Origin of the sequence: Nocardia sp. NPDC050697 (assembly GCF_040654395.1) — a bacterium.
Lineage (GTDB): Bacteria > Actinomycetota > Actinomycetes > Mycobacteriales > Mycobacteriaceae > Nocardia.
Window position 1 is genome coordinate 1 of the sequence record NZ_JBFAHY010000014.1, and the last position, 13,542, is coordinate 13,542.

Here is a 13,542-nt window from a genome sequence, read left to right on the forward strand (position 1 = left end):
CGTTGCGGGAACTGGTCGAGTCCCGCCAACCCGACCTGGTCGACCGAGCGGGCTGGAAAGCGATCGACACCGCGGAGAAGACCGCGGGCAAAACCGCGGGCCGCCCCCGCGTCAAACTCACCACCAAGGAAACCCTCCTCGACGCGGCGAAAGCGACCGACCTCGCCGTCCGATGAATCGGACATACGCTCCGCCCCGAACCCCTCTAAGGTGGGTCCCATGATCACCCTTCGCAAAGAGGACGGCGCAGCCGATCTGGCAGGAATCACCGATCTCCGGGTCGCGGTGTCGTGGGACCCGAGCGCGGGCGCCACCGGCGGCCTGCTCGGGATCGCGCGCCGCAAGAAGGGTGTCGATCTCGACCTCATCGCCATCCTCATGCAGGGCCCGGAGCCGGTCCGCTTCGCGGGGCTGGACTCGCTCGACCCGCTCGGCAACGGCTCCGTCGTGCACACCGGCGACGAGCAGACCGGCGCCGCCGCCGGCGACGACGAGACGGTGAACGTCGCGCTCGGCCAGGTGCCCCCGGCCATCGACGCCATCATCTTCGTGGCCGCCGCCTTCAAGAAGGGCAGTTCGTTCGAGAAGGCCAACAATGTCGCCTTCAAGATCTACGACGCCACCGGCGGCAGCAGCCAGCAGGTCGCCGAGATCTGGCCCTCGCTGCTCGGCGCCGACAATGCCAACGCCATCGCCCGCGCCTTCCGCAACGGCCCGATCTGGCAGCTCGAGGTGCTCGACCGCAAGGGCAAGATCAAGCAGGGCGACCGGCAGGGGCTGCTCCGCTTCGCCATGCAGGGCTGAGCGTCCGGCGGTGGGACGGCCGCACCTGTTCCGGTCACCGTGCACCCCGTGAGCCCCCCGCCCGGCCCGCGGCTGCTCACGGCCGCCGTCGCTGCGGTCACCGTGCTGCTGTGCGTGCGCTACGACTGGTGGCCGTCCCGGTACGGAACGTTCCCGCGCCCGGATCCGCTGCTCTGCGCGGGCATCGCGCTGGTGTTGCTGGCCGGGGTGCTGCTGCAGTGGGCGATCCGGGCGCTGTACGTGGTCGGGCGGGATCGGCGCTGGTCGTGGTGGGTAGCGCCGATCCCGGCGGTGGTGGTCGCGGCGAGCGTGCTTGCCGTGATCCTGCCGCCGCCCGGATTCGACGCCCTGCGTTCCGAATTCGAGCGGGTGGCGATCGAGCTGCTCGACGGTCCGGAGACCGAGCGCGCCGAGCTGGAGATCGGGCCGATCGACATCGACAGCGCGCGGGAGCGGCAGGGCGTCGTCTACTTCGTGAACGCCGACGGTCCGCCGCACGGCTGGGCGTACGCGCCGGACGGCCCGCCCCCGGGCGGCTTCACGTACTCGGCCACCGCTGCCGGCGACTCCTGGTACGTCCTCTCCTTCGACGCGTCAACGTCAGGTTGACAACCGGCCGCCGACGCGCTGGGATCGCACCGTGACCGACGCGATCCTGCTCACCGGCACCGCGGCCGGACCCGGCATCGCCACCGGGCCGGTGCGGGTGATCCGCGACCTCGATGACTTCGCCCGCTTCCACCCGGGCGACGTCCTGGTCTGCCGCGCCACCTCGCCCGCCTGGACCCCGCTGCTCGCCCGCGCCGCCGCGGTCGTCACCGAGACCGGCGGCATCCTGGCGCACGCGGCGATCGTGGCGCGCGAGTTCGGCATCCCGGCCGTCACCGCCGCGCGGGAGGCCACCGTGCGGCTCGCCGACGGGCATCGGGTAGTAGTGGACGGCGGAACCGGAACCGTCAGCGACGCTCAGGACACCCCTTGACCCACGAGACCCCACCCGACCTGCTGGTCCTGCACGCCGTGCGGACCACCGGCTACGCCGCCACGATGCGCCTGGCCGACCTGCTCGGCCTGCCCGCGACCGTGGTCGAGGAGCACCTGGAGGACGCCCGCGCCCGCGGCTGGGTCACCGAGGCCGCCTTCGCCGGCGACCGCGGCTGGACGCTCACCGAGGCGGGCAAGGCGCACGGGGAGGAGCAGCTCGCCGCCGAACTGGACGCCGCCGACGCGCGCGCAGATTTCGAGCGCATCTACCGGGACTTCCTGCCCGCCAACGAGATCGTCGGCGCCACCTGCACCGCCTGGCAGCTCACCGAGCTCGGCATCGGCGAGGTGCCCGCCGACGCCGACGCCATCGTCGCCGCCCTGCACGAACCGGCCCGCCTGCTCGGCGAGCTGGAGCAGCGCCTCACCGCCCACCTGGCCCGCTTCTCCGGCTACCACCGCCGCTTCGGCACCGCGCTCGCCGCCGCGGCCACCAACCCGGCCTGGATCACCGGCACCGACCGCGACTCCGCGCACCGGGTCTGGTTCGAGCTGCACGAGGATCTCATCGCCACCCTCGGCATCGAGCGCTGACCGGCGCTCAGTAGATGTAGACGACGGCCTCGCGACCACCCCGGCACACCACGGGGTAGTCACCGGCACAGGACATCTCGTAGTACCCGCCGGTGACCGGGCTCCAGGCCAGCACCGTGACCGGCGCCGAGGCCCCCGCCGCGAGGAAGGCATTGTGCACAGTGAGCCCGAAGGGGCAGCTCGTGGTGGCGAAATCGACCGCCGCCGAATCGAACTCCCCGTACCCGGGGCGGCAGACCCCGGCGCTCGCCGGAATCCGGGAGCCCACCGGCACCTGCGCGCTGACGGTCAGGAACTCCTCCGCCGTGGTCGGCTCATCCTGCGCCTCGATCCAGTGCTTGCACCCGGCCGAGACCGGGATCATGGCCAGATCCAGGAGCAGATCGCCGATGGCCTTCTTCGGCGCGATCTTCAGCGCCATGGCGATCAGCTTGACCAGCGGCCCGGTCAGATCGCAGGCCACATCGGTGATCGCGCTGCTCGACGCCGTATTCGACGACGACCCGCACGCGGAGACCACGCTGCCGCCGAGCAACACCACCAGCACGACCACGAGCACCCGCGCGACCCGCTTGACCATAACTCCGAGGCTAGGCCCGCGAAACCCCCGCGAACAGTCGGCTATTCGTGCGACGGGGATCGTTCGGGCACCGCGATCGGCCCCCGCACCTGCCGCGCGACCGCGCGGAACCAGCCGGTGTCGCACTCCCCGCCCTCGGCGTCGAAGGCGGGGCGCAGTTCGTACCAGTGCAGCCCGGGGCGGCGGTGGTGCAGCCCGTGCAGGTTGAAGCCGAGCGCGAGCAGTTCGAGCGGGGGCGGGAGGCGCAGGTTCAGCGCCTCGAGTGGCTCGTCCAGGTCGGTGCCGTAGTGGTAGGCGTTGTCGGAGAGCGAGATGATGAGCGCACGGCCGCCGAGCGCGAGGGCGAGCATCCACCAGTGCGGGCCGTAGGCGGCGAAGGCGACGGCGTGCAGGGCGACGACGGCGGCGGCGTCGATCCGGAACTCGCGCAGCACCTTCGGCTGCGCGACCCGTTCGAGGAGCGGGCCGGAGACGCTGTCGGGCTCGTCCAGCGCCCGGCCGAGCGCGCGGATCGCCGCGGCGGGGAGCAGCGCGAGCAGGAGCGCCCCGATCTCCAGCAGGTACAGCCCGCCGAAGAGCCGCACGTAGTAGCCGGTGGCGACGGCTGCCAAGCGGGCGCGGGCCGGGTCGTAGACCTCCGCCCGCTCCCGGCTCCTGCTGTACCGGTGGTGCAGCAGGTGCCCGGCTTTGAGCAGCGCGAACGGCGAGCCGTAGCACATGGCGAGCGCCCGGCCGAGCCGGTCGTTGCGGTCGCGGCGCGGATGCAGCCCGCCGTGCACCGCCTCGTGGATGAGCGACCAGAAGGGGGTGGTGAGCAGCGCGAGCGGGAGCAGCGCCCAGCCCCACAGCGGGGTGGCGGTGAGCAGCGGCGGGAGAACGAGGAGCTGGAAGAGCCCGAGCGTGAGCGCGGCCGCGCCGAGCCGGGTTCCGAGCGTCGCGCGGGCCGGGAGAAGCGTGCCCATCTGCTGCCTCCGATCGATGCGCGCCGATCCTGCCCGGCGCGGGCGGCGAGCACCCCTACGACGGTCGTCGCCCCGCTTACCGGCGCGCGACGGATCGGTGCCGGGACAATGGCGGCATGACCGAACTCCGCCCGTTCCGGATCGACGTCCCGGACGCCGTCCTCACCGACCTGCGCCGCCGGATCATCGACACCCGCTGGCCGGAAGCGGAGACGGTCCCGGACTGGAGCCAGGGCGTCCCGCTCGGCTACACCCGCGAGCTCGCGGCGCACTGGGCCGACGGCTACGACTGGCGGGCCACCGAGGCGACGCTCAACCGCTTCGAGCAGTTCACCACCGAGATCGACGGCCTGCCCATCCACTTCCTGCACGCCCGCTCCCCGCACCCGGAGGCCTTCCCGCTCATCATCACGCACGGCTGGCCGGGCTCGGTGCTGGAGTTCGCGAAGGTGATCGAGCCGCTCACCGACCCCACCGCGCACGGCGGCCGGGCCGCGGACGCCTTCCACGTGGTCTGCCCCTCGCTGCCGGGCTACGGCTTCTCCGGCAAGCCGGCGGCGACCGGCTGGAACGTCGCCCGGATCGCCGCCGCCTGGGAGACGCTCATGACCCGGCTCGGCTACGACCGCTACGGCGCGCAGGGCGGCGACTGGGGCGCCGCCGTCACCACCGAGATGGGCCGCAATGCCGGGCACTGCGCCGCCATCCACACGAATATGCCGATCGCGACCCCGCCGGACCAGCTCGACCCGGAGGCCGACCGCGCCGCCCTCGAAGCCCTGGCGTACTACCGGCGCTGGGACTCCGGCTACGCCAAGCAGCAGTCCACCCGCCCGCAGACGCTCGGCTACGGCCTGCTCGACTCCCCGGTCGCGCTGCTGGCCTGGATCGTGGAGAAGTTCTGGTCCTGGACCGACTGCGACGGCCACCCGGAGAACGCGCTCACCCGCGACGAGATGCTCGGCACCGTCACGCTGTACTGGGTCACCGGCACCGCTGCCTCCTCGGCGCGGCTCTACTGGGAGACCCGCGGCGCCTTCCGCCCGGGTGCCAGGGTCGAGCTGCCGACCGGGGTCGCCTCCTTCCCGAAGGAGATCGGCCGCGCCCCGCGCGCCTGGTGCGAGCCGAACTACGCCATTACGCACTGGACCGACATGCCGCGCGGCGGCCACTTCGCCGCCTTCGAACAGCCGGAGCTCTTCGTCGGCGACCTGCGCGCCTTCTTCGGCACCGTGCGCTGACCGCCGGCGAGCGACCCCCTCCGAAGCTCGCCGGCGGCGTCTCAGCGCTCGATCGGCCGCCGCACCAGGGCGGCGAGCACGCGCTGAGTCTTGGTCCGCCCGCGCAGCACCGGGAACCCGGCCCGCCGCACCTCGGCCTCGAAGCCGCGCTGGGCGTGCGCGGCGCGGGTGATCAGCTCCAGCGGCGTCTCGCCCTCGATCGGGGCGATGCGCAGGGCCAGCTCGAGCAGGTCGAGCCCGCCCGCGGTCCAGCGCTCGACATCGAGGTCGAGCGCGCCGAGGCGGACGCCGGTCCAGCGGGTGGCGGCGATCGGGCCGACCGGCTCGAGGTGGTCGAGCGCGACACCGGGGCGGGTACAGGTGACCAGGAACTGCCGCTGGGCGGAGTTCAGCGCGCCGGTCACATCGGCGCCGGAGCGGGCCACCTCGGCCAGCGACCCGGGCGGGCGCACCCCGAGCACCGAGGCGGTGAGCGCGCGGCGCTGCCCGCACCAGTCGTCCTCGACCCGGTACTCGACCTCGGTGTCGGTGAACGGCCTGCCCCAGCGGCCCATGAGCTGGGAGCGGCGGCAGGGCCGCAGCTTGACCGTGAGATCGTCGAGATCGCCGCTGCGCAGCCGGATCACGATGCCGCTGCCGAGCAGCGCGAGCGCACCGTCCGGGCCGTCGGCGCGGGACTCGGCGAACCAGACCGTCCGCCGCGCCGCCCGGCTCTCCACGCACCCGAGCCCGCTCAGCGCACCGTCGACATCCGTACCGAGGTTTATCTTGATCTCGACCGGGGGGATCACCGCGCCGCCTCTCACTGCCGCACTCCGGGCGCCGCGGGACGGCGGCGCCATTGCGGCCAAGCGTCACCCGGCGGACACGGTGCGGGCACGAGTACCGCACTACTCGACCGGGGTAATTCCGGCGACGGCCGCGAAACCGGCCGTTAGGCTTCGAGTAGTCCACTACTCATGACCGGGGATGCTCTTCCCTCGGAGACTGGGCTTCCAATCCGAGATCGGCGCGTGGCGCGCGCCCGCGTGTGGAGGTTCGCTGATGGTCGATGCACAGCCGACGAGAGCACGAGCGGTCTCCCGCGTGCTCGGCCGGATCGCGGAGCGGATCGACCGCCGGGTCGGCTGGTCCCGGCTCCGGCCGACGCTGCTCGGCCTTGCCGTGCTGGCCGGGTCGCGGGAGCGGCTCCGCGCCGAGAACCTCTACGGTTCCGGGCCGCACCCGGGCGAGCTCCCGCCCGAGCCGGAGAACCCGCACGTCCGCACGATCGACGGCTCCTGGAACGACCTCGCCGATCCCGGCGCGGGCGCCGTCGGCTGCCGCTTCGGCCGGAACTTCCCGCCCGCGTACACCTTCCCGGAGAGCGCGGAGCGGCTGCTCGACCCCAATCCGCGCACCGTCAGCCGCACCCTGCTGACCAGGGACACCTTCCGCCCGGCGAGCACGCTGAACCTGCTGGCCGCGGCCTGGATCCAGTTCGAGGTGCACGACTGGCTCAGCCACGCCGCCGACGACGAGCGGCCGCACGAGGTACCGCTCGACGCGAACGACCCGTGGCCGGCGAACCCCATGACGATCCCGCGCACCGGCGCGCTCCCCGGCGAGCCGCCCACCTACACCACCGAGCAGTCGCACTGGTGGGACGCCTCGCAGATCTACGGCAGCACAGCGGAGTTCGCCGACTCCATCCGCAGCAAGGACCGCGGCATGATCGCGGTGGACGAGCACGGGCTGCCCCCGGTCGATATCGAGCAGCTGGCGCTGCGCGACGACACCGCCGCCAACTTCTGGGTCGGGCTGGCGCTGCTGCACTCGCTCTTCACCCGCGAGCACAATGCCATCTGCCTGCGGCTCTCCCGGCGCTACCCCGACCTCACCGACCAGCAGCTCTACGACACCGCGCGGCTGGTGAACGCGGCGCTGATCGCCAAGATCCACACCGTCGACTGGACGCCCGCGCTCATCGCGCACCCGACGACCGTCGCGGCCATGCGCGCCAACTGGTTCGGCGTCCTCGGCGAGGAGTTCCGGAACCGGTTCGGCCGGATCGGCGACAGCGAGATCCTCAGCGGCATCCCCGGCGCGCCGATCGACGACAGCGGGGTGCCGTACTCGCTCACCGAGGAGTTCGTCGCGGTCTACCGCATGCACCCGCTCATCCCGGACACGCTCACCCTCCGCGCGCTCGCCGACGACCGCGCGGGGCGCGAGCTCGACTTCCCCGAGCTCGGCGTGGCGCACGTGCGGGAGCGGCTGACCGAGACCCCGATGGCCGACCTCCTCTACTCCTTCGGCCGCGCCAACCCCGGCGCGCTCACCCTGCACAACTACCCCAGGCACCTGCAGGACCTGCGACGTCCCGGCTACCCGCCGCTCGACCTGGCGACCGTCGACATCCTGCGGGTGCGGGAGCGCGGCGTGCCGCGGTACAACGAGTTCCGCAGGCAGCTGCGGCTCGCCCCGGCCACCTCCTTCGAGGAGCTCACCGACGACCCGGCCTGGGCGCGGGAGCTGCGCGAGGTGTACGGCGAGGTGGAGAACGTCGACCTCATGGTCGGGCTGTACGCCGAGACCAAGCCGGAGGGGTTCGGCTTCAGCGACACCGCCTTCCGGATCTTCGTGCTCATGGCCTCCCGGCGGCTCGCCGCGGACCGCTTCTTCACCACCGACTTCCGCCCGGAGGTCTACACCGAGGCCGGCATGGCCTGGATCCGCGAGAACGACATGCGCAGCGTGCTGCTGCGCCACTTCCCCACGCTGGCACCGGCTCTCGACGGTGTCGCCAACCCCTTCGCCCCGTGGCGCAGCACCGCGGACAGCCAGGAGAGGAACACCGACCGATGACCGACGTGGCCGAGCGCACCTACGTCCGCTACTCCCCCGATCTGGAGACTCCGCGCGCCGACGAGGAGCAGATCATCGACCGGATCATCGCGGCGCTGCGCGGCAACAACGAGCGCGCGTACCGCACCTACAAGCGCGGGCTGCGCGACGCGCACGCCAAGAGCCACGGCATCCTGCGCGGCGAGCTGACCGTCCCCGCCGACCTGGCGCCGGAGCTCGCGCAGGGGTTGTTCGCCACGCCGGGCACCTACCCGGTGATCGCCCGGCTCTCCAGCACCTCCGGCGTGATCCGCAGCGACCAGCTGCGCGGCGTCCGCGGCCTCGGCATCAAGGTGCTCGGCGTGCACGGCCCGCGGGCGCTGCCCGGCGACACCGCCACCACCCAGGACTTCATCATGGTGACGCACCGGGAGTTCCTCTTCGCCGACGCGCACGCCTACCTCACCGTCGGCATGCCGACCGCTATGGCGCTGGCCCGCATCCCGGACCCGCTGCTGCGCCGCGGCAGCACGCTGCTCGCCGCGGTGGACCAGCACGTGCTCGGCCGCTTCGGCAGGCACCTGCCGCAGAACCTGGCCGTCTTCGTCGCGCCGAACACGCACATCCTGGGCGAGCCCTTCTACTCCTCGGCCCCGCTGCGCTGGGGCGACTACGTGGCGAAGCTGGAGTACGTCCCGGTCTCGCCGGAGGCCGCCGCGCTGCGGGGCACCACGATCGATCCGAAGGCGGGGGTGAACGCGCACCAGGACGCGATCGTCGACTTCTTCGCCCAGCACGGCGCCACCTACGAACTCCGCGCCCAGCTCTGCACCGACCCGGCGCGGATGCCGATCGAAGACGCCACCGTTCCGTGGCCCGAAGAGCAGTCCCCGCACCGGACCGTCGCCACCGTCCACTTCGCGCCGCAGGACCCGTACACCCCGGAGCGCCGCGCCTACGGCGACGACGTGCTCTCCTTCAACTCCTGGCGCGGGCTCGACGCGCACCGCCCGCTCGGCTCGATCAACCGGCTCAAGCAGCGGGTCTACGAGGCCTCGAGCAACTTCCGGCACCAGGTGAACAACGCGCCGCGGGTGGAGCCGGGCGACGTCTCCGAGCTGCCGCGCTGAACGGTAGCCCGAGAATAGCGGCAGAGTGAAACGTGCACACCGGGTTTTCACAGCAACGAACGCATCGCGGTGCAGCAGAACAGGATCTACACTCGAGCACCATGCTGGAGCGCTGGCAACTGCTCGATCGCCCCGACGAATCCCGGATCGTGCGCGCGGCGCTGACGGGCGACGATGCCGGTGGCATCGTCCTCGTCGGCAATGCCGGCGTCGGCAAGACCACGCTGGCCCGGATGGTCACCGCGGAGCTGGATGTCCCGGTTCGCTGGGCGGTGTGTACCGAGTCGTCGCAGGCGATTCCGCTGGGGGCCTTCGCGCCCTGGATCGACGGCTCCGCCTCCCGTGACCCGCTGGCGCTGCTCACCGAGGCGCGCAAGAACCTGATCGCCGGGGACGATCCGGTGATCGGGGTGGACGACGCGCACCTGCTCGACCAGCTCTCCGCCACCCTGCTGCACCAGATCGCCGCGGAGCGCAGCGCCCGCATCGTCGCCACCGTGCGCAATGGTGAGCAGGTGCCCGGCGCGGTGCTCTCGCTGTGGAAGGACGACTACCTGGAGCGGCTGGAGTTGCCGCCGATGATCAAGGGCCAGTGCGTGCGGCTGGTGGAGTCGGTGCTGGCGGGCACGCTGGAGGGGCTCAGCGCCGACGTCATCTGGGAGTCCTCCGGTGGCAACCCGCTCTTCCTGCGGAACATGGTCGAGGGCGCGGTGGAGGCGGGCAACCTCACCGAGGTCGAGGGGGTCTGGCAGCTGCGCGGCCCGACGGCGGTGCCGTCGGGGCTGGTCGAGCTGCTGCACGAGCGACTACAGCGGGCGGGCGCGGCGGTGGTGGACGCGCTGCAGACGCTGGCGCTCTACGAGCCGCTGGACCTGGATATCCTCACCGCGCTCGCCGACCCGGCCGCGGTGGACGCCGCCGAGCTGGCCGGACTCATCCGGATCAGCACCGACAGCCCGCCCACCGCGCGGTTCAGCCACCCGCTGCTCGGCGAGGTGGTGCGGCAGCAGATCGGCACCGCCACCGCGCGGGCCCGCTGCGGCCGCATCGTGGACGCCCTGCGCGACCGCCCGCTCGACACCGCCGCCAGCCGCATCCGGCTGGCCCGGCTCTGCGTGGACAGCGACCGCCCCATCGACCCCGACCTGCTCATCACCGCCGCCAAGGACGCGGTGGCGCTGGCCAACCTGCCGCTCGGCGAGCGGCTGGCCCGGGCCGCGCACGAGCGCGGCGGCGAGCTGCGCGCCGCCGAGCTGCTGTCGCGTGCGCTGCTCTGGCAGGGCCGCCCGCAGGCCGCCGACGAGATCCTGGCCGGCTACGACCCCGAGCAGCTCGACCAGCTGCAGATCGTGCAGTGGGGGGTGCCGCGGGCGAGCCTGCGCTTCTGGTCGCTCGGCGATGTGGAGGGCGGCCGCGGGCTCATCGATGTCATGGGCGCCAAGGCCGAGCACCCCGCGCTGCGGCTCATCGTGGAAGCGGCCGGGGCGGCGATGGCGGTGCACGAGAACCGGATCGCCGAGGGGATCGCCGCCGCCGAAGCGGTGCTGGAGTCCCCCGACGCCCCGCGCCAGGCGGTGGATTTCGCCGCCTTCGCCGCCGGGCTCGCCATGCCGGTGGCCGGGCGCGGTCTGGACTTCGGGCCGATCGCGGCGCGCAGCCGGGCCGAGCAGAAACCCACCGACGGCATGATCCGGGTCATGGTCCGCTACTGCGACGTGCTCGCGCTGACCACCGTCGGCGAGCTGGACCAGGCCGAGCGCCGCGCCGCCGAGTACAACGAGTTCTTCTCCGCCGGGCAGTTCCTCGGCTGGGCCATCGCCAAGATCGCGGTCGGCGTCGTCGCCACCGCGCGCGGCCGCTTCCGCGAGGCCATCACCGCCTTCGAGCAGGCGCTGGCCGCGCTCAATGCCGAGACCTCGCTGCCCTGGCAGCTCCCCGCCCGGCTGCTGCTGGTCCGCGCCTACGCCGCGCTCGGCGACACCGAGAAGGTCGAGAAGACCCTGGACGACGCCGCCGAGCACGCCGGAGCGCACCTGGCGCTGCACGAACCGCAGCGCATGCTCGCCCGCGCCTGGGCCGCCGCCCCGCAGAACAGCGCCACCGCCGCCGAACTCGCCCGCAGGGCCGCCCGCATCGCCCGCGGCGCCGGGCAGTTCGCGCTGGAGGCCGAGGCGCTGCACCACGCCGCCCGCTTCGGCGACGGCTCCGGCGCGGCCCGCCTCGCCGAGCTGGCGCCGAAGGTCCAGGGCGCGGTCGTCGCGCTCTACGCCAGGCACGCCGAGGCCGTCGCCGCCAACCGGGCCGCCGACCTCGACGCCGTGAGCGCCGATTTCGAAGCCGCCGGGCTGCTGCTCTCGGCCGCCGACGCCGCCGCGCAGGCGGTGCCGATCCACGACCGGGCCGGGCGGCGCGGCCCGAGCGCGCGCTGCACCGCCCGCGCCGCCGAGCTCTCCTCCCGCTGCGACGGCGCCACCACCCCCGCCATCACCGCCGCGAGCCGCCCGCTGCCGATCACCCCGCGCGAGCGCGAGATCGCCGCGCACATCGCGCAGGGGCTCTCCAACAAGGAGATCGCCGAGCGGCTCGTGGTCTCGGTGCGCACCGTCGAGGGGCACATCTACCGGGCCTCGATCAAGCTCGACGTGGCCGACCGGGAGCACCTCGCCGACGTGGTCTGGCCCGGCGTGCGGCGCTGATCAGCCGCGCTCCACCCGCAGCCCGTCCGGGGTGAGCTCGACGACGGTGTGCACGCCGAGCGCGGCGAGGAACTCCGCGTCGTGGCTGACCACGAGCACCGCGCCCCGATAGGCCGAGAGCGCCGCCACCAGCTGCTCGACGCTGGCGATATCGAGGTTGTTGGTCGGCTCGTCCAGGATGAGCAGCTGGGCGGGTGGCTCGGCGAGCAGCAGCCGGGCCAGCGCGACCCGGAAGCGCTCGCCGCCGGAGAGCGTGCCCACCGGGCGGTCGACGCTGTCGCCGCGCAGCAGCAGCCGGGCCAGCCGGTTGCGGACGGTGGCGGTGCTCGCCCCGGTGGCGACGGCCTGCACGGTGGCGAGCGCGCTGGCGGTGTCGTCCAGGCCGTCCAGCCGCTGCGGGAGGTAGCCGACCCGATCGGTGTGCAGCACGCCCTCGACGGAACCCTGTGCAGTGCTGGATATTCCGAGGAGCTGCTCGAGCAGGGTGGTCTTGCCCGCACCGTTCCGGCCGACCAGCGCGACCCGCTCCGGGCCCTGCAGCACCACGGTGGTGCCGCCGTCCCGCAGCTCGGCGATGCGGCGCCCGGCGGGGACGTCGGGGTCGGGCAGGTCGAGGTGGATGTGCTCGTCCCGGCGGACCAGGGCCGCGGCGGCGTCCAGCGCCTGCTCGGCGGCGCGCACCTTGGCGTCCGCGGTGCCGCGCAGCGCGGACGCCGCGTTCTGCGCCTTGCTCGCGCGGTTCCCGGCGAGGATGCGCGGAATGCCGCCGCGCTGCTGGGTGGCGCGGCCGGTGCGCTCCCGGCGGGCCAGCTTGGTCTCCGCCTCGATCCGCTGCCGCTTCTCCACCTCCAGCGTCTGCGCGGCGCTCTTCGCGGCCTGGGCGGCCGCGGCCTGCCGCTGCTCGACGTGCTGCCGCCACGCGCTGTACGGCCCGCCGAAGACGTCGAGGCTGCCGTCGTGCAGCTCGGCGGTGTACTCCATGCGCTCCAGCAGGGCGCGGTCGTGGCTCACCACCACCAGGGTGCCGGGCCAGCCCCCGACCAGCCGGGCCAGTTCGGCGCGGGTGTCGCCGTCCAGGTTGTTGGTGGGCTCGTCGAGCAGCGTCACCGGGGTGCGGCGCAGCCGGAGCCCGGTCACCGCGACCAGCACCGCCTCGCCGCCGGAGAGTGTGCCGACGGTGCGATCCAGCCCGGCCGCACCGAGCCCGATCTCGTGCAGCGCCTGCGCGGCGCGGGCCTCCAGATCCCAGTCGTCGCCGACGATCTCGAAGTGCCGCTCGGCGGCGTCGCCGGACTCGATGGCGCGCAGCGCGGCCAGCGTCTCCGCGATGCCGAGCAGCTCGGCCACGGTCGCGCCGGTGCCGAGGGTCAGGGTCTGCGGCAGGTAGCCGACGGGTCGCGCGGCCTCGACCCGCCCGGCGGTGGGGGTCAGCAGCCCGGCGATCAGCCGCAGCAGGGTGGATTTGCCTGCGCCGTTGCGCCCGACCAGGCCGGTGTGCCCGGCCGGGAGGACGGCGGTCAGCGGACGCAGCGCGACGGTGCCGTCCGGCCAGTCGAAGGCCAGATCGCGCAGGGTGATTCCAGACATGGGTGTGCTCTCCTCGCGCCCGGGGACGGGCGGTCGACGATCGGAAGATTCGCGAGAGCTCGACGGCGACGGCGGATCGGACCACCCGCTACGGGTGGCCTATACGGACCGGATCCGCCGCCCGCCGGGAGCGGGCGG

Annotated in this window: 12 protein-coding genes; 8 read left to right on the plus strand and 4 right to left on the minus strand. The window is 73.4% G+C overall.

The window, feature by feature from the left end; all coding sequences use genetic code 11:
• The first annotated feature begins 219 nt into the window (after positions 1–219).
• The 4 genes from AB0H71_RS32435 to AB0H71_RS32450 are packed head-to-tail and all read left to right on the plus strand — an operon-like array spanning position 220 to position 2,382.
• A complete protein-coding gene (locus AB0H71_RS32435) occupies positions 220–804 on the plus strand; it encodes a TerD family protein (RefSeq protein ID WP_357028870.1) in 585 nt (194 codons plus the stop codon).
• A 48-nt stretch (positions 805–852) separates the two neighbouring features.
• Complete coding sequence (locus AB0H71_RS32440; protein ID WP_357028873.1) at positions 853–1,413, plus strand: DUF1109 domain-containing protein; 561 nt, start codon at positions 853–855, stop codon at positions 1,411–1,413.
• Positions 1,414–1,444: 31 nt separating this feature from the next.
• Complete coding sequence (locus AB0H71_RS32445) at positions 1,445–1,786, plus strand: PEP-utilizing enzyme (protein ID WP_357028876.1); 342 nt, start codon at positions 1,445–1,447, stop codon at positions 1,784–1,786.
• The gene (locus AB0H71_RS32450; protein ID WP_357028878.1) at positions 1,783–2,382 is read left to right on the plus strand and encodes a hypothetical protein; all 600 of its coding nucleotides are present in this window, start codon (positions 1,783–1,785) and stop codon (positions 2,380–2,382) included. The genes AB0H71_RS32445 and AB0H71_RS32450 overlap by 4 nt, the downstream gene beginning before the upstream one ends.
• A 7-nt stretch (positions 2,383–2,389) precedes the next feature.
• Here AB0H71_RS32450 and AB0H71_RS32455 read toward each other — a convergent pair whose 3' ends face one another.
• The gene (locus tag AB0H71_RS32455) at positions 2,390–2,962 is read right to left on the minus strand and encodes a hypothetical protein (protein ID WP_357028881.1); all 573 of its coding nucleotides are present in this window, start codon (positions 2,960–2,962) and stop codon (positions 2,390–2,392) included.
• Positions 2,963–3,003: 41 nt separating this feature from the next.
• Positions 3,004–3,924 carry a fatty acid desaturase gene (locus AB0H71_RS32460; protein ID WP_357028884.1) on the minus strand — a complete coding sequence of 307 codons (921 nt, stop codon included), beginning with the start codon at positions 3,922–3,924 and terminating at the stop codon, positions 3,004–3,006.
• Positions 3,925–4,040: 116 nt separating this feature from the next.
• On the opposite strand from AB0H71_RS32460, the gene AB0H71_RS32465 reads away from it, so the two are divergent.
• Positions 4,041–5,165: an epoxide hydrolase gene (locus AB0H71_RS32465; protein WP_357028887.1), complete on the plus strand. Its 1,125-nt coding sequence runs from the start codon at positions 4,041–4,043 to the stop codon at positions 5,163–5,165.
• A gap of 41 nt (positions 5,166–5,206) precedes the next feature.
• Here AB0H71_RS32465 and AB0H71_RS32470 read toward each other — a convergent pair whose 3' ends face one another.
• A complete protein-coding gene (locus AB0H71_RS32470) occupies positions 5,207–5,956 on the minus strand; it encodes a hypothetical protein (RefSeq protein ID WP_357028890.1) in 750 nt (249 codons plus the stop codon).
• A 253-nt stretch (positions 5,957–6,209) separates the two neighbouring features.
• On the opposite strand from AB0H71_RS32470, the gene AB0H71_RS32475 reads away from it, so the two are divergent.
• From AB0H71_RS32475 to AB0H71_RS32485, 3 genes are all read left to right on the plus strand, one after another.
• Complete coding sequence (locus AB0H71_RS32475) at positions 6,210–8,012, plus strand: peroxidase family protein (RefSeq protein WP_357028893.1); 1,803 nt, start codon at positions 6,210–6,212, stop codon at positions 8,010–8,012.
• On the plus strand, positions 8,009–9,121 hold the full coding sequence (locus AB0H71_RS32480) for a catalase family protein (protein ID WP_357028896.1): 1,113 nt from the start codon (positions 8,009–8,011) through the stop codon (positions 9,119–9,121). Before AB0H71_RS32475 ends, AB0H71_RS32480 begins: the two co-directional genes overlap by 4 nt.
• Before the next feature lie 101 nt (positions 9,122–9,222).
• Positions 9,223–11,817 (plus strand): LuxR C-terminal-related transcriptional regulator, encoded by a 2,595-nt coding sequence (locus tag AB0H71_RS32485; protein ID WP_357028899.1) that lies wholly within the window; start codon positions 9,223–9,225, stop codon positions 11,815–11,817.
• Here the strand turns inward: AB0H71_RS32485 and AB0H71_RS32490 are convergent, their stop codons facing one another.
• Positions 11,818–13,404, minus strand: coding sequence for an ATP-binding cassette domain-containing protein (locus AB0H71_RS32490; RefSeq protein WP_357028902.1), 1,587 nt, complete (start codon positions 13,402–13,404; stop codon positions 11,818–11,820).
• Positions 13,405–13,542: the final 138 nt, after the last annotated feature.